Raw genomic sequence first — 14,747 nt, forward strand, 5'->3', positions numbered from 1 at the left:
CCGGCTATGAAAATGCAGGTCTATGCCTCCAAAGCCCTTCTCATCGGAGGAGGGCTGGCGGCAGCATTTCCCATCACTCCGGCTGCAGCCGAGGACGTTGTTGCTGAGGCAAATGCCATACAGGCTTCTGCGATCGGTTCGATGCCCAAATGCGATTCCACCGGAACATGCCGTTTTCAAGTCACGCCTGCCCAGCTATTGGCGAAAGCCGAAGCGCTGGTTCACGCCAAACAATATGACCGTGCCCGCCCCTTGGTGGAAGCCCTGGGTCAAGTCCCGCATCTTGAAATGCAACAGAAATTTCTCGCGGGCTTTATTGCAGTCGAGACCGGTGATCTAAAAACCGGAATTAAAACCTTCCGTTCGATATTGGACAAAAATCCCGGACAAACCCGAGTGCGGCTCGAACTGGCCCGCACATATTTGCTCAGCGGAAAAGAAGCCAGCGCCGATTATCATTTTCGTCTGGCCCAAAATGACGAAAACCTGCCTGATGAAATTGCTAGAACAATCCGCAATACCCGCAGTATTTTGCGCGATCAGCGCGTATGGCGGTTCAGCTTCGATTTCGGTTTCGCACCAGATACGAACATAAATGGTGCAACCAACGCGGAGTCTATCGACGTGAATTTTGGTGCAATATTCCCGGTTTTAGGAGAAGCTACTGGTGAATTGCAATTGGACGAAAATGCCCGGCAGAAATCCGGTATCGGTCAAATTGCGGGTTTTTCAGGCGGAGTTCGCGTGAAAGCCAATGACAAATTAGCGCTTCTATTCGACGCTGATAGCAAAATCATAAATTATAAGGGCACTGCCTCAGACGATATTGTCGGCCAAATCGCCCTGGGACCAGAATTCCGGATTGCGCGCTATGCCAGTGTATCGCTCCAAGCAGTCGGCCAGCAGCGCTGGTTTGGCGGGCGTTTGGCTACCCGCGAATATGGAGGCCGACTGGGATTCCAAACGGCGTTAAGCGCAGGCCAACGCGTGGGCATTGAACTGGATGGGCGCCGGACAGAATCCAAGTTGAGCGATAGCTATACCGGTTGGAAATTGGGTGCCAATGCAACCTATGAACATTTGGTCGGAAAATCACTCATCGCATCCGCCAGTGTTTTTGCACGGCGAGACTTGTTTAACTCCGATGGCTTTTCTAGCATAAACTATGGCGTCAATCTTGGAATTGGCGGCGAACTCCCCTTTGGCCTCAATGCTGGGGTATCAGCCAGTGTAAGCCGCTCTTCATTTGATGCGGCCTTGCCATTTTACTCCACCGAAAAAAGACGGGACTGGCGGAGCTTTGCACGCGCCTATGTTGGCAGCCGGCAAGTAAAGATACTCGGCTTTTCCCCGTCAATCGACTATAATTATTCCCGGGTGGACAGCAATTATGATCTGTATCAGATGAACCGCCATCGGGTGAATTTCAAATTTGCGAAATTTTTCTAGGCGTTTCTCGACTCATCAGGTTTGCAACCGGTCTCACATAACAACCTTCGCTTGCTCCTTCTGGCGACCGCGCTATAGATTATAGCGCATCTAGTCGGCCAATGGAAAAGCGAGATTCATGAAGATAAGAATTTTTGTGACACTTAAAAATGGTGTCCTCGATCCGCAAGGAAAAGCCATACATCACGCGCTGGAAAGCCTGGATTTTACGGGCGTCAACGATGTCCGCGCGGGCAAGTTGATCGAACTTGATGTGAATGATGATACCAGTGACGATATGATTGAAAAAATGTGCGAAAAATTGCTCGCAAACACCGTGATCGAGAATTTTGAAATTCAAAAACACGCTGATCCAGCGACAAAAGAAGCCTGAACATGAATTCCGCTGTCCTTGTTTTCCCAGGATCCAATTGCGATCGGGATATGGCGGTTGCGTTAGAAACCGTGACCGGCAAAAAACCTCATATGATTTGGCATGGCGATGATAGCTTGCCGGACGGGCTCGATATAATCGCATTGCCAGGGGGATTTTCCTATGGTGATTATCTCCGTTCCGGCGCTATGGCGGCGCGGTCTAAAATTATTCGCCCCCTGGTTGAAGCCGCTAATCGCGGTGTGAGAATATTGGGCGTGTGCAATGGTTTCCAAATATTGACGGAAATCGGTCTGTTGCCCGGCGCATTGATGCGCAATGAAAATATCGATTTTATCTGTAAAGATGTAGACTTGGTCGTTGCACAATCGCATTCGGTTTTTACCAATCGTTATGCCGCAGACGAAGCCATCACCATTCCCGTGGCGCATCATGACGGTAACTATACCGCTGATGATGCCATGTTGGATCAATTGGAAAATGAAGATCGCGTCGCGTTTCGTTATGCTGACAAAGTCAATGGCTCGGCCCGGAATATTGCGGGCATCATCAACCAGCAAGGCAATGTATTGGGAATGATGCCACACCCGGAGCGGGCAATTGACGCCCTGCATGGCGGGATTGATGGCCGCCGAGTTTTTGAAGGCTTAATGGGCTAGATTTTCCTACCGGCAAGCTTTTCTGGCCAAGCTCTGTTCATGCGATAAAGGCTCGCGACCTTGCGCTGTCGTTGCGTCACGAGCTTAATCGTCCAACCCGACCATTTTTCCGTTGTCGGGTAGTTTAACAGAGCACAATAATCAAAGTTTCAAGTTGATGTGACCATCAGCTCCGCACACATAGACAAAAAAAGGGCCGGTCCGAAGACCAGCCCTTTTTATAAATTAGATATGGGAAACTATTAGTTTCCTGAACCGGGACCATATTGAATGGAAACGTTCCGGTTTTGTGGCTCGCGAACGCCGTCAGCGGTATCAACGCGCGGACGAGATTCACCGAAGGCTTCACTGGAAATCACGCCGCCGTTAATGCCACGAGATTCGAGATAAGCACGAACCGAAGCGTTACGCCGTTGAGACAATCCAACGTTATAGCTTGCAGAGCCAGATTTATCAGCATTACCTGCCAACATCACCTGCGCATTACCACAATCACCATATGCGGTTACCGCATTGTCCAGAACTGTAGCAGCTTCTGGTGTAATGTCTGACTGATCCCAGTCAAAGAACACAATATACGGTCCAGGCGCACACACAGCTGCCGGTGGAGGCGGTGGTGGTGGTGGTGGTGGTGGCGGTGGTGGTGGAGGCGGTGGTGGTGGAGGCGCGTCTGGCTCTCCGCCAAAGTTGTAGATCAAGCTACCCAAAATCGAGTGTGTCCGCAAACGCGTGCTGACATCATTGCCAACTTGGTCAACAAGATCAATCTTGTCCGCGTTGAAGAAACGATATTTGAAGCCTACGTCCCAGTTGTCGCTGAGCGGAGCGCGGATACCCGCAATCGCCTGCCAAGCAAAACCAGTGTCTGAGTCATCAAGATATGGGCCAGCAAAAATGTTGGTAATCTCGGTACGAGCTACACCAACACCGCCGCCGACAAAACCTTGAATGCCGTCATCGTCGCCAAAGTCGAGCAAACCGTTCAGCATGAAGCTCAATGCGTTGACTTCGCCAGCAATATCAGTTGTGCCAGCAAAAGTACCAGCGCCACTTGCGACAGTTGGAATGCCGGGTGCGCCAACTTGAAGTTGGTCAGCTGCTGCTGATTTGTAGGCTACTTCTGTTTCCAGACGGAAACCGCCGAAATCATAACCGACAATACCATCAAAATCATAACCAGCGTCGTGGTCAACTTCTGATGCATTACTAAAAGCACCGATGTCCGATGTAATATCTTCGACCAGCATCGCGCCGCCTTCTACGCCCACATACCATTGGCCATCACGGGCCAGGGCAGGTGAAGCGAGCGCCGTGGAGGCAAGCGCCAATCCTATGGCAAGCTTCCGCATTTATATTCCCCTTCTCATTTAGGTTCTGAATTCACGGCGCTTTGTAACCTCTCGCCAGAAACAGTGCAAGCGGACAAATACTATAACTGTTGCGAAAATGTCGCCATTTTCGTGATTTAGCCTAAAAAATCACTTCTAAGGTGCTCGAAACCAGCCGAATTGCTACTAAATCCACAACTGGTTTAGTTGATAGGCGGTAAAAATTGCGTCTCTCTCAATCGCGCAAGAATCGAATCAATCGCCGCGCGGGCCTCGATATCCACGTTGCCTCCGCCCTGAGGCGACTCAATTTCGCTGAATAATTGCCAGTCATTGCCGCGATAAATGGCCGTGACCGCATCGCTCAGGATGATAATTTTCATAGATTCCTGAGGTTTAATATATCTCCACCCGCCGCCTGTCCAAAGCGCAATATGATGAGGGACATCGCTCCACAAACCGGCGCCAGCACTAGCGACAAGCCACGCCTGGCCATTTTCCGGCGACAGGCCATCCGGGTTTTCCGCTACCGCTTGAACGATTGGATGCACCAAGAAATCAAGTAATAGCAACGCATCATTGTGGAAAAATTCTTTATGCGCTTGTCCTGCTGCCAATAGAGGAAGCTCAAATCGGGGCGTTTCTAATGTCGACACCATCTTTCCTTTCGCAATAAATAGACCCTTACAATCTCTTCAAGATCTTGGATTTTTGAAAATTTCAAAGTGGAATGCGCAAGCGCAGAGGACCAGATATACCATGCTGGCCAATTTGCCGGATCGCCACGACGAGCTCGGTGGTGCCCGATTCGCGCTGGGTTTGGATCACATCGGCGCCCAGCAAAAACTCAGGCGAATCGGTTTCTACCGCAATGCTGTTTTCAATATCCAGACGATATTTCTCGGTTTCTTCAGCCAGCGCTATTTCGATATGGTCCGGCCAGATAAAACCAGCGCGAGATCGCCGCGTCCAGTGCAAGGACAAATCCCCGTCCGGTTGAAAGACAAAATGGGGATGAACCGGAGACAGGGGTTGAAGCGCACGCCCCGGAGCCGATACCATTTGATCAACCGGCCGTTCATCTCCTCGGCCCAAGGCGGCAATTGTGACGGGCTGAAATGGCGTATATCGATTGGCGGAAATTTCCGCCAGATCATTGGGGCGCAGCACAACAAAATTTTCGTCATCCGCATGGCGATCTATTTCTTGCTCGGTGCCGCCCAGACCACGAAACAAACCCGATATAATATAACGGTTATCCCCGAGCGGTTGCACGGTAGAATATTGGATGATTTCTCTACCAATCGCCGCCAAATTATATCCTGCCAAAATTTGCTGATAATCAGCTGATTCCAGATGCATATCGCTATTATGCAATTGGACTTGAAAGCTGTTTTTCTGGTCAATGATATGCGACGCGCTCGGCCCCAATGGTGCAACCACTGTTCCGATGGTTGCTGGCGCTGCCGTCGGACCAAGCGGAACCGCACCAGCGCCGTCTGGATGGATGAGAAATAGCTGCGCCTGGCGCCAGCCCGTTTCTCCGGCAGCAGCAGCATAGAGCCGGGAATGGTCAGAGGCTTGCATTGGAGCGTCTAGTGCAAAGGGCAAGTCGACCAAGATCAATCGGGTCTGCCCTGCTAAAGCATCTAATCCGGTTGTCGGCCGTCCCATATCCGTTGGCTGACCGGCATCGGCCAAATAGGTCCCGGCCTTTGTCAACATTATGTCGATCCGCCCGCGATTCATTTCCCAATGGCGGACCATCCAAACCACCGGTTCATCGCCCCATTGGATCAAACTCCCAGGCTTTAACGGCGTGGCCGATTGCATGACTGACAAACGCGCCGAAATTCTCTCATCATAGAGTATCCACAGAGCAGACTGCGCCTGATTTTTCGCCTGCGCGGCCGCCATCGCTGCCGGAAATTCCCGATGGATGATCTTGCGACTCGTCCCGGGACGGAAGACATTTTGAAGGCCAGCCTGATAATCTCTTTCCGGCTCATAATATCGCAAACTTACCTGCCGGGGCACTTTGGTTTCCGGAACCATGTTCCGTTCGGGGCGCTCCAAAACGCTCTGATTATGCCGCGCAATTGCGCGATCGCCAAGCATAGTCACTGGCGCATGCGGGGCCACTTGCCGGGGTTTTGCATTCATTTTTTCGCCATCGGATGAGAAGGAAAGCGCGAAATGCGTATCTAATTCGGACAGGCTATCGCTGCGGTCTGGCCCCGCTGCGGCATAGCCCAAAAGCAGTTCATTTGATTCGGTTGCGATATGTCCAGCGGAGATATCCGCAATAATTGTGCCGAGACCGACCATCCCGTCATCGGCGATCAATTCAAAGGTCAGGGAGGGAATCCGGTTCCCAAAATCGGTGAGATCCATATCTTCAAAAACCGCAACCGCCAGTCCCCGATAAGCTGGGGTCCCGCCGTCAAGCTCGGCACTGGCAATCAGACTATCGACAAGTTGATTCTCATGGCCGGGATAAAAGCGAAAACCTGTTGCGGATTTGAAATCGCCCGCGGCGCCTCGGAAGATTTTACCATCCGCCCAGATCCGGCCAATATCCTGGATATGACGGCTTGAAAGGGCAACAGCAAAACTAACAGAATAGCTATAAACAGCTTGGGATGGGCGGCCTTTTCCACCGCCTTCCGATTCGCGGGCCTCTTTCAAATCCGTCGCCCAGATCACCGTTCCGGCGACCCGCATTCTCCCAAACATACGAGGAATTGGCGAGCCATAGCTCGATGTTTGCACTGCCAGCTCTTGCAAGCGCGGCCCCTCTCGGCCGTGCGGTTTGAACAATATATTCTGATCGACATGCTGCCCGATCGCCGCGCCCAACGCCCCGCCAATTGGGCCGCCGACAGCCGTCCCGACAGCGGTCAAAAGCAAAGTTGCCATTTAGTCCTCCGCAATTCTAAAAATTTTCCGGATCGGCCAAGGCGATTTGCCGGGCGCGAAGACCACGCGCCGCAACCCTGCATGGGCATGGACAAATCCATCTCCCGCCTTGATCATGATATGCCATTGAAGCGGACATGGCTGCACTAGGACAATATCACCGCCTATGGGCATTTGATCCGCTGGCAATGACTGAAAACCCGCTGTGCCCAAACGGGCTGTAATTTGATCCAGCGACCCGCCGCGCAATGCGTAGCCAGTGGGAACCGCGCAGCTCAACCCTGCCGCAGCAAGGCAGTCCGCTGCAAGCCCGATGCAATCGAAACCATGCACCGCATCGCGGCCATGCCGGCGGTAGCGCGCACCGCACAGGTGCACAGCCCTGTCAGCAATAATTGCCGCACGATTTGCCACAGTTACGCGCCCGGATAGCGAGTCAGCAGATCATTGCCGGGCAAATAGGGTTCACCGCGAAAATTTTGGCTGTTGCCGAACCGGTCTCTGCAGGTTACAAAATTTTTATTGCACCCAGCGGTGAACAGGGCGCGATCGCCGATGCTAAGCTTCCGGTCGGTGTGATCCGCCAGATGAATACGGTCACCCTCGCCAGCAATAATCGTATGGCGCAATCCGCAATTCTCACCGCCCAACCACCGCAATTCCCCATAGATGTAGAGCGCCGCTTGCCCGTTCAGCCCAGCAAACTCGAGCGCATCAAGCGTCACCGCGGTCAAGGTCATTTCCACTTGATGGGCGGCAAGACTTATTTTGCAAGCGCGGTCTCCGAAACGGGCACGGCATGTTGGAGAGGTAACCGGGACAAGAGCAGCGTCCAAAACCGACATCGGACCCAATATTTCCACTCTGAAACTATCGCCCGAACGCGTAATTTCCCCAAATTCTCCGCAAATCAGATGAAGTGGTTCTTGTTCTGGGTCTTCCCAATTGATCAGCGAAATCGACAGCTTGGCCCCATTCCAACGCCCAGCAATCAGGTCTTTCTCTGCGATCGCAGTGCTGGTCATAATCCCTTCCATATCAACATTGTCAATATCGAGACCGTCAGACAGTGCAATTGTCGACGGCACCATGCCGGGCGCAGCCCGATAGCGCAGATTATCGATAAGGAGATCGCGGTCATGGGAAACAAAGCCCAGAGTTACGCCATCTGTCCGTTCCAATCGCCACGCATAACAGCTCGTGGTCAATCCGGGATCCAGCCACGCCAGGCTCATAGATTTTCTCGCACTTCAATCAATCGCGCTTCGGGGATCTCACCGGCCAAAAATGTCGCCATATTAATATTCAGCTGATCTGCGGTAAATCGCACCGGCACATCGAAGAGAAAGCCAGCGGTAATTTCAGCGCCCGTTTCCGGTGGGCTGTCAAACAGGATTTCACCGCGCGGGGTCAGCGACCATTGGTTCGCACTCTCCCCGTTCACGGCAATCAACACAGACGATATTTGCGGTCGTGTGATCAACCGATGTTGACCGGTCGCAAGATCTTCGCCGTATATTTTCATTAGCGAAAACCGCAATTGCACGCCGTCGCCCATTCCAATGATCTGATCTAAAGGTGTCGGAGGATCGATCATATTATGGCTGCTAAAATCAAAAGGATCAGTAAACCGAAACGCCTTGGCTGCGCCGCGCCGGGCGCGGAAAAAATCGATCAAAGTGCGCAATTCTTCCTCGGACCGCACACCGGGTCCAACGTCGAATTCCAAACGCGCATCAGCCCAATCGCTATTGCGTTTTTCGTGACCAGAAAGCGTCGTGACAATATCGGTTGAGAAACGCGGCGCGACCATGGCGCCCTGACCAATGGATAGTGGAAATTGCACATCGTCAAAAGCTTCCAATTCCTCCTCCTGTTCATCAAAATAGGTAAACCCGTCCCGCGCGACCTGAGACAAGGCCCAAACAAAAATCTCCGGTGTCCCGCGGCTCTGCGCCGACTGGATAGCGGTGTGAATATGATTCCAGACCAAGGGGGATTCGGGTTCCAGAGCAAAGCCAGCGAAATAATGCTGCTGCGCCATCGGATAGCCCAGACGTTGTTCGGCCAAAGCAATGCCGCGCTGGGTGGCCGATTCATTTCCCGCAATAACCCAATCATAATCTTCCAATTGAAGAATGTCGAAAGCGGGCCGCGCCCAACCCAGCGGCAAATTGGCGCGTATCGATTCGGGGGCCGCTTCCTCCAATAGTGTGGGCAAATAAGCGAGCAACAACGTTTCAACCGGCATGTCCAGCGCTTCGGCTTTAACCGCCGCGAACAATGCCGCGGTGGACTGCGCAAGCACAGCGCCAGCCTGATCCAATAGGGCATTTTGCGCTGCCGTCTTTGGACCGCGAATATCTGGGATACTGACCAGATCATCCCCAAAGACTGTTTGGGCGGCTTCATCATAGAGGCAGATTCGACCGTCTTCAGGCATTATCCACCACCAAGGCTCTCCAATTTGAAACTTAATCGTCGATCCGCTGTCCCGCGCAATCGCGGTAAAGGCCCGGGCTACGGCTTGAAGATAGTGCATCGCCGCCGGTTGCGCGGGAGACAATAAAGCAGAAGGCGGTTGCCAACCGGTCAATGCCGGATCCCCGTTTTCGGCGCGTTGCTTCCAATCATTCCAACAATGGGCATCAAATAATTCATAAGAAAGCGAAAGAATGACCGAGAAGCCCATCGCTTCCGCACGTTCGATAAAATCGCGGTGCCATCGCGCGCAAGGCTGATTAATCGCTGCAAATTCTTCCCCCGGTTGCGGTGCGGAGCGGCTCACACGCAGATAGGGACCGCTGGTTTCAAGCCGAAAATAGTGGCTCATCCCGAGATAATGGTTGATCACACCTCTATACCCGAGCGCGCGAATCGCGCGCAGCAGCCGGGCCGGACTTTGGTTGAAACTATCATCATATCCGGTAGCCATAGCCAGACCATTTTCCGGCAGCATAATATCGCCAATATCCAGCACCGCGCCTTCGCCATCGGCGGCAAGGTCGCTAATCTCAACCCAGCCGGGTTGCGGCTGTGCATAGCGCGTGCCCACACCATCATATCCCAGTGGAACGATCGAAAGGAACAAGCGATCAATATCATCAGGGTGCACAGGATCTGCTTCGCCAGGCAGGAGAAACCCGCCTTGCAAATCCGAAAAGTCCAGCGCGATGACCGCATCAGTGGGAGTGCCGGTGGCATAGTTCCATAAGCGGATAAACCAGGATTTGGACTGGCCAAGCGCATCCCGGCCTTCGATGGTCAGCGTTGGGCCATTGACTTGGTCGAGCGCCATTATCCCCGATGACCGCCAGCGGAAACGCAAGCGCAAGCGCGCATAGTCACGCACAGTTTCATAGCGCAGCAAAGGATGATCAAGGCGGTCTTCGCTATCCCAGATCAATCCTGCCAAATCATCGGAATTGTAGAAGACCGTTTCGATCCGGAGCGCGTCAGCGGCGGTCGTTATCACTGATGCCATCATCGGCCGTGGGAAGTTAATGGTCCAAAAGCGCGGGTCGAAGCGCTGAATGGTGCTCGCTTGGTGACCGCTGCGATGTGTGATCAAACTATATCCCATGGCTTACCCCTCGCGATAGGCCAAAGCGCGGCGGACAGCGCGGGCAATTTGGCGGCTTGATCGGTGGATTTGATCAGGCGCACTGCCCTGTCCATGATCAGAAATATTGACCGTCAGCCGAATGTCGGTCGGCGCAGCAAGGCTAGCATTACTGGCAATTTGTCCAGATTCGGACGGCACAAAAACTTCCGGCCCGGATTCACCGACGGTATAAGCCCGGCCGGGCACCACCGGCCCACCTGTCGCGCGTCCAGGTGCGCCCAGCGCGGCACTCAAAATGGAACGGCCCAAACCGAGCAATCCGCCATTGGATGCGCCAAAAATACTGCCCAATCCGCTGCTTATGGCCGCGTTGGCAATGTCTGCCATAACGGTCAGGGCAATCGCTTTAAAATCTTCCAGATCAAGCGAGGATTGGCGAATGGCTTGGCCTAAACCGGATTGCAATACCGACCCAGCCCGTTCCATGCCGCTGGAAAAAGGCCCGTCTACCAATGCTTGCATATCCGCGACATCTTTAGAAAAACCTTTCGTATCAGCGCGGATAGCAATCACCAGCCGTTCAATTTCTTCGTCCATGATTAAGCCTTTCTTCGAGGGCCAAAAGCTGCGCGAAGCGAAGTGGCTCGATTGCGGGTCGCGTCCGCCGGGCTTGCAAATTTGCTGAGAAAATTGCCGACAATTCAGCCGGCGTTACCAGCCAAAATTGCTGCGGCGTCCATCCCAATTGGGCAGAAGTCCATCCGCACAACTCCGCGGCTATGGTGCTAAAATCAGCAGGCTGCGCTGCCGCTTCTGCTGCTTCTGTTGCTTTCATCGTCCCGACAAAATTTGTGTGAGCAATATTTTCAATGCAGGCGTCATGCTGGCCATGCCTTGCGCCACTATTGCTTCGCTAAACTTATCTCGGGTTAAACATTGCGGTCGATCTTGGATGACATGCCAAAAAAGGCCTGCCAATTCCGACAAGAGTAAGCGCCCATTGGCAGCTCGCTCAACCAAATCAAAAAGGGAACCCAATTCGTCTTCAGCTGCCACGAGAGCCGAAAAGCTGGGACGCAAGAGAAAGCGCTGCCCCGCCACTTCCAATTCGGCTTCGCCGCGCATGGCATTGGCGCGCTCAGACATTGGTCACTGCACCCGAGCTTTCGAGACTGACTGTGTAGCTGCGCTCGCCATTATAGTCGCCGCTATAGTCCAGCCGGGAAACGAGGAAATCGCCTCGCATATTGTCGCCGCTTTCAAAGCTGAGTTCATAGGATTCGATGCTCCCGTTCATCGCGTGGTTTTTCATGCGGATTTCGGCATCAGAGCCCGTGAACACGCCCGCACCGGATACCGAGATAGAGCGCGTCCCAGCCCCGGACAAAAGCGCCCGCCAACCGCCACTATCTTTGGTGGTAATCGCTACCGGTTCGCCATTGATCGACAATTGCGTGGTTCGCAAACCAGCAATGGTCGTATAGCTGTCCGGATTATCCCCTTCCCCGATTCTCAAGAGAAAAGCATTGCCTTTTTCTGCAGGCATAACAGACTCCTTTCTATAGCAATATTTGATTGACCAAAGGGTTCAGGCGGCAATCGCTAGATGACGAAATCCTGCAAAACATCCGCCCGATATTCGATTAGTCCGGTCCATGGGCTTATCGCGTCACGCACGATCCGTGATCGCCGGAAAATGAACGTGACAATCTGCCAATCTTCCGGATCGTTCAATCCACTATCCAGGGCCTGTTCGATTAATCCCATCACATGATGCATGCGTGCGGCGCTGTTGCCATTATCATGGACCGTTAACGCCAGACTTAATCGGCGTCCGGATCGATCTTTCAAGCTCCAGTCGGCGGCGCTGCCGGTTGCCAATGCAATATAGGGAAAATGCGCCCGTGGCGGCGGACCGTCGTAAATAGCATCAATAGCGGTGACAAGCGGCGGGTGCGCTTGTAGCGCAGCCACAAGACTGCGCTGAACCGCTTCAATTGCGCCGGTCATCGGACACTGCGCATTAAAAAGGCAATATCACGCAAATCGCTATTTTGGATCCGTTCCATGTCGAGCCCGGGGCCAGAAATTTCCAGATTATCATCTTGTTCTTCTAAGACGAAACGCGGGGACAATTGGTCGGACAAGAAGGTTTTCAATTCCGTCTTCCGTTTGGTTTTGACCTGATCAGCCAGATGTTGGGCTTTATAAGTGAGCCGTTTCATCACGATTCTCCTCGGCTTGCAGAAAGGTTCTGGGAATGAACCGGTGATCGGACTGCACGCTGCGGACCGTCATTACGCGTCGCCCCCATGTCAAAAGATCACCAGGTTCTATTCTGTCGGTTTGCCGCAAAACGAAGCGCCAACGCGGGAGGGCGCTGTGACTGTTTGCGACACTGTCTTCGCCCGGGGGTAAAGGTTGAGCAGCCGCCCGGAACGAACCGATAATCTGCGTTTGTGTCGATGCAGATGCCAGAAGATCACGCCCATCCGATTGCCGGCTGATGACAATAATCTCGCGCAGCAAACCGCTCAATTCGGCGGTCGTCATGACAAACGCATCCGGCGATGCGGACGCCATAAGGCCGTAACCGCCAAAGGCGGCCCACCCAAATCGGCTCTGTCGCGATGCGTATATAGATAGCCCGCCATGCGCACCACGCCATGATATAAATCGCTCGGCAACGCGTCCCAGTTGCTGGCCAAGCCTGCTGTATAGGTCACCGTGATTTTTTCCGCATCGGGAATATGGTCAAATTTCACCCATCCAATGCCATTGCTATCAATATCAATCGCATAGGATACGGCCGGCAAAATGATACTCTCTCCCTGCGCATCCAAACCACCAATTTGGGTAATGGCTTGGACCGGTGCGCGCCGCAAAGGCTGCCACTCGGTGCGTGCCTTGACTTGCTCAACTATGGACCGGACAAGAAGCAAGGCGCCGATAAAATTCTCACATAATTGCGCCGCGCTGCGCAACAACCGTGCCACGTCCAAATCATCTTGACCATGGTCGAGACGGAGAAATGCAGAGACCTGTTGGATCAGTTCTGCCGGTATGGCCGGCAGATTTTCAGGAGGATAGTTCACGGGTCATATGTCCTTTCAGTGGGAATGAACCAGCTTGCTGGGCGAAACACACAGCGCCGGAATTCGCAGGAGATCCGGAGAATTCAGGCACTGTTGGGCCGCATGCAAGACCGCGTTTCAGGTTGCGCTAAACCGCATCAGCTTAATCGCTTCGCTGTTCATCACCTGTCCCCCAATTCTTTTGGTCGCGTAGAAATGGACAAACGGCTTGTTGGTGAACGGGTCGCGCAAAATATGTGTCGCGCTGCGCTCGGCGATTAAATAGCCGGCGCGGAAATTACCAAAGGCTATCGACAGGCTGTCCCCGGCAATATCAGGCATGTCCTCGGCTTCTATGACCGGATAGCCGAGCAGCAAATTCGGCTGACCGGCCGCCAGCGAAGCTTGCCACAAAAAGGCGCCATCGGCAGTTTTGAACTTGCGGATCCGGGCCAAGGTTGCGCTGTTCATGACAAAGCTTGCGCCCTGACGATAGGCCGGGCGCAGCATATGGACCAGATCAACCAAAGCTTCTTCGCCGTCATTATCAGCAAAATCACCGACCGCACCGGATGGCAGATATTGCAAAGTGCCAAATGACCGATCCGCGTCGACAGCATCGCTCATCGGCGCGTTTAAAAAACCGCGCGGCTGATTAACGCCGGAACCGCTGACAAAGGCCGCACCCTCGGCTTGCGCAAATTCGCGGGCTATTTCATCGGCAAGCCAGGCTTCGACATGAAAAGCGGCGTCATCGAGCATCGCTTGCGAGGCTGCGGGATTGGCATATATTTCCCCGGTCGGCGGCGCAATTTCATGAAAATCAGGCGTGTCGGTTTCTGGCCGCGCTGCGGTTTCACTCACCCAGCCCGATGGAGTACCGCCATCTGTGACCAGTTTGCGATAGCCTGCGCTGCCGGTTTGCACCACAGTCGCCAGCGCGCGAATGGGCGAGATATCGATCAAAGTGCGCGCGATCCGCGCATCCAATTCTTGCGGTATAGCAAATCCGCCTTCCGGTCCGGACGCACCCGAAAAGCTTTTTAACTCCAGCGCGCTTTGATCACCGCGGCGCAAATAGCGCGCAGCAAATTGCTCAGCCGCAAGACTATCACGCTGCGCCTTTACTTCGGTGTCATTGCTGACCAAAGCGGGCCGGGCCGCCGCGCGTGAAACGTCGGCCATCTGATCTTTGAGCCGTTCAACGTCGCTTTGCAAAATGCTGATAGTCGAGTCTGTCTCTGGTTCGCTCTCAGTCGCCAGTTCCGCATCAAAGCTGGCCTCCAGCGGGTCGGCCTTGGTTTCGAGGCCGTTGCGACAGGGAGATTGGGAGATATCCATAATGATCCTTTCTTTGCGAGATAAAGCAGCCACGAAGAG

Annotated in this window: 18 protein-coding genes; 3 read left to right on the top strand and 15 right to left on the bottom strand. The window is 53.5% G+C overall.

The window, feature by feature from the left end; all coding sequences use genetic code 11:
- Nucleotides 1-6: 6 nt before the first annotated feature.
- The 3 genes from ABJU74_RS05465 to purQ all read left to right on the top strand — a co-directional run bounded on the left by ABJU74_RS05465 (nt 7) and on the right by purQ (nt 2,481).
- A complete protein-coding gene (locus ABJU74_RS05465; protein ID WP_348383147.1) occupies nt 7-1,449 on the top strand; it encodes a surface lipoprotein assembly modifier in 1,443 nt (480 codons plus the stop codon).
- Nucleotides 1,450-1,567: 118 nt separating this feature from the next.
- Nucleotides 1,568-1,822 (top strand): phosphoribosylformylglycinamidine synthase subunit PurS, encoded by a 255-nt coding sequence (gene purS / locus ABJU74_RS05470; RefSeq protein ID WP_348383148.1) that lies wholly within the window; start codon nt 1,568-1,570, stop codon nt 1,820-1,822.
- A 2-nt stretch (nt 1,823-1,824) separates the two neighbouring features.
- Nucleotides 1,825-2,481 (top strand): phosphoribosylformylglycinamidine synthase subunit PurQ, encoded by a 657-nt coding sequence (gene purQ / locus ABJU74_RS05475; RefSeq protein WP_348383149.1) that lies wholly within the window; start codon nt 1,825-1,827, stop codon nt 2,479-2,481.
- Nucleotides 2,482-2,723: 242 nt separating this feature from the next.
- On the opposite strand, the gene ABJU74_RS05480 is transcribed toward purQ, so the two are convergent.
- The 15 genes from ABJU74_RS05480 to ABJU74_RS05550 all read right to left on the bottom strand — a co-directional run bounded on the left by ABJU74_RS05480 (nt 2,724) and on the right by ABJU74_RS05550 (nt 14,708).
- Nucleotides 2,724-3,830, bottom strand: a complete 1,107-nt coding sequence (locus ABJU74_RS05480) for an OmpA family protein (RefSeq protein WP_348383150.1) — start codon at nt 3,828-3,830, stop codon at nt 2,724-2,726.
- A 182-nt stretch (nt 3,831-4,012) separates the two neighbouring features.
- Entirely contained in the window at nt 4,013-4,468 is a 456-nt protein-coding gene (locus tag ABJU74_RS05485; protein WP_348383156.1) for a DUF2793 domain-containing protein, read from the bottom strand.
- Between the two features lie 61 nt (nt 4,469-4,529).
- Nucleotides 4,530-6,728, bottom strand: coding sequence for a phage tail protein (locus ABJU74_RS05490; RefSeq protein ID WP_348383157.1), 2,199 nt, complete (start codon nt 6,726-6,728; stop codon nt 4,530-4,532).
- A complete protein-coding gene (locus tag ABJU74_RS05495; protein ID WP_348383158.1) occupies nt 6,729-7,142 on the bottom strand; it encodes a peptidoglycan endopeptidase in 414 nt (137 codons plus the stop codon).
- Between the two features lie 2 nt (nt 7,143-7,144).
- Nucleotides 7,145-7,963: a DUF2163 domain-containing protein gene (locus ABJU74_RS05500; RefSeq protein WP_348383159.1), complete on the bottom strand. Its 819-nt coding sequence runs from the start codon at nt 7,961-7,963 to the stop codon at nt 7,145-7,147.
- A complete protein-coding gene (locus tag ABJU74_RS05505) occupies nt 7,960-10,311 on the bottom strand; it encodes a DUF2460 domain-containing protein (protein ID WP_348383160.1) in 2,352 nt (783 codons plus the stop codon). Before ABJU74_RS05505 ends, ABJU74_RS05500 begins: the two co-directional genes overlap by 4 nt.
- A gap of 3 nt (nt 10,312-10,314) precedes the next feature.
- Nucleotides 10,315-10,890 carry a tail tape measure protein gene (locus ABJU74_RS05510; protein WP_348383161.1) on the bottom strand — a complete coding sequence of 192 codons (576 nt, stop codon included), beginning with the start codon at nt 10,888-10,890 and terminating at the stop codon, nt 10,315-10,317.
- Nucleotides 10,874-11,128 (bottom strand): phage tail assembly chaperone, encoded by a 255-nt coding sequence (locus ABJU74_RS05515; protein ID WP_348383162.1) that lies wholly within the window; start codon nt 11,126-11,128, stop codon nt 10,874-10,876. The genes ABJU74_RS05510 and ABJU74_RS05515 overlap by 17 nt, the downstream gene beginning before the upstream one ends.
- Complete coding sequence (locus ABJU74_RS05520; protein ID WP_348383163.1) at nt 11,125-11,439, bottom strand: gene transfer agent family protein; 315 nt, start codon at nt 11,437-11,439, stop codon at nt 11,125-11,127. The genes ABJU74_RS05515 and ABJU74_RS05520 overlap by 4 nt, the downstream gene beginning before the upstream one ends.
- A complete protein-coding gene (locus ABJU74_RS05525; RefSeq protein ID WP_348383164.1) occupies nt 11,432-11,839 on the bottom strand; it encodes a phage tail protein in 408 nt (135 codons plus the stop codon). The genes ABJU74_RS05520 and ABJU74_RS05525 overlap by 8 nt, the downstream gene beginning before the upstream one ends.
- Nucleotides 11,840-11,895: 56 nt before the next feature.
- Nucleotides 11,896-12,303, bottom strand: coding sequence for a DUF3168 domain-containing protein (locus ABJU74_RS05530; RefSeq protein ID WP_348383165.1), 408 nt, complete (start codon nt 12,301-12,303; stop codon nt 11,896-11,898).
- Nucleotides 12,300-12,518, bottom strand: a complete 219-nt coding sequence (locus ABJU74_RS05535; protein WP_348383166.1) for a hypothetical protein — start codon at nt 12,516-12,518, stop codon at nt 12,300-12,302. The genes ABJU74_RS05530 and ABJU74_RS05535 overlap by 4 nt, the downstream gene beginning before the upstream one ends.
- A complete protein-coding gene (locus ABJU74_RS05540) occupies nt 12,499-12,846 on the bottom strand; it encodes a hypothetical protein (protein WP_348383167.1) in 348 nt (115 codons plus the stop codon). Before ABJU74_RS05540 ends, ABJU74_RS05535 begins: the two co-directional genes overlap by 20 nt.
- Nucleotides 12,843-13,388, bottom strand: a complete 546-nt coding sequence (locus tag ABJU74_RS05545; protein WP_348383168.1) for a hypothetical protein — start codon at nt 13,386-13,388, stop codon at nt 12,843-12,845. Before ABJU74_RS05545 ends, ABJU74_RS05540 begins: the two co-directional genes overlap by 4 nt.
- Before the next feature lie 117 nt (nt 13,389-13,505).
- Nucleotides 13,506-14,708, bottom strand: a complete 1,203-nt coding sequence (locus ABJU74_RS05550) for a phage major capsid protein (RefSeq protein ID WP_348383169.1) — start codon at nt 14,706-14,708, stop codon at nt 13,506-13,508.
- Nucleotides 14,709-14,747: the final 39 nt, after the last annotated feature.

The organism is Parasphingorhabdus sp. (assembly GCF_039982415.1).
Classification (GTDB): domain Bacteria; phylum Pseudomonadota; class Alphaproteobacteria; order Sphingomonadales; family Sphingomonadaceae; genus Parasphingorhabdus.

Coding starts and splice junctions, on each gene's coding strand:
- ABJU74_RS05465 (WP_348383147.1), top strand. CDS start 7: ATGAAAATGCAGGTCTATGCCTCCAAAGCCCTTCTCATCGGAGGAGGG.
- purS (WP_348383148.1), top strand. CDS start 1,568: ATGAAGATAAGAATTTTTGTGACACTTAAAAATGGTGTCCTCGATCCG.
- purQ (WP_348383149.1), top strand. CDS start 1,825: ATGAATTCCGCTGTCCTTGTTTTCCCAGGATCCAATTGCGATCGGGAT.
- ABJU74_RS05480 (WP_348383150.1), bottom strand. CDS start 3,830: ATGCGGAAGCTTGCCATAGGATTGGCGCTTGCCTCCACGGCGCTCGCT.
- ABJU74_RS05485 (WP_348383156.1), bottom strand. CDS start 4,468: ATGGTGTCGACATTAGAAACGCCCCGATTTGAGCTTCCTCTATTGGCA.
- ABJU74_RS05490 (WP_348383157.1), bottom strand. CDS start 6,728: ATGGCAACTTTGCTTTTGACCGCTGTCGGGACGGCTGTCGGCGGCCCA.
- ABJU74_RS05500 (WP_348383159.1), bottom strand. CDS start 7,963: ATGAGCCTGGCGTGGCTGGATCCCGGATTGACCACGAGCTGTTATGCG.
- ABJU74_RS05505 (WP_348383160.1), bottom strand. CDS start 10,311: ATGGGATATAGTTTGATCACACATCGCAGCGGTCACCAAGCGAGCACC.
- ABJU74_RS05510 (WP_348383161.1), bottom strand. CDS start 10,890: ATGGACGAAGAAATTGAACGGCTGGTGATTGCTATCCGCGCTGATACG.
- ABJU74_RS05515 (WP_348383162.1), bottom strand. CDS start 11,128: ATGAAAGCAACAGAAGCAGCAGAAGCGGCAGCGCAGCCTGCTGATTTT.
- ABJU74_RS05520 (WP_348383163.1), bottom strand. CDS start 11,439: ATGTCTGAGCGCGCCAATGCCATGCGCGGCGAAGCCGAATTGGAAGTG.
- ABJU74_RS05525 (WP_348383164.1), bottom strand. CDS start 11,839: ATGCCTGCAGAAAAAGGCAATGCTTTTCTCTTGAGAATCGGGGAAGGG.
- ABJU74_RS05530 (WP_348383165.1), bottom strand. CDS start 12,303: ATGACCGGCGCAATTGAAGCGGTTCAGCGCAGTCTTGTGGCTGCGCTA.
- ABJU74_RS05535 (WP_348383166.1), bottom strand. CDS start 12,518: ATGAAACGGCTCACTTATAAAGCCCAACATCTGGCTGATCAGGTCAAA.
- ABJU74_RS05540 (WP_348383167.1), bottom strand. CDS start 12,846: ATGACGACCGCCGAATTGAGCGGTTTGCTGCGCGAGATTATTGTCATC.
- ABJU74_RS05550 (WP_348383169.1), bottom strand. CDS start 14,708: ATGGATATCTCCCAATCTCCCTGTCGCAACGGCCTCGAAACCAAGGCC.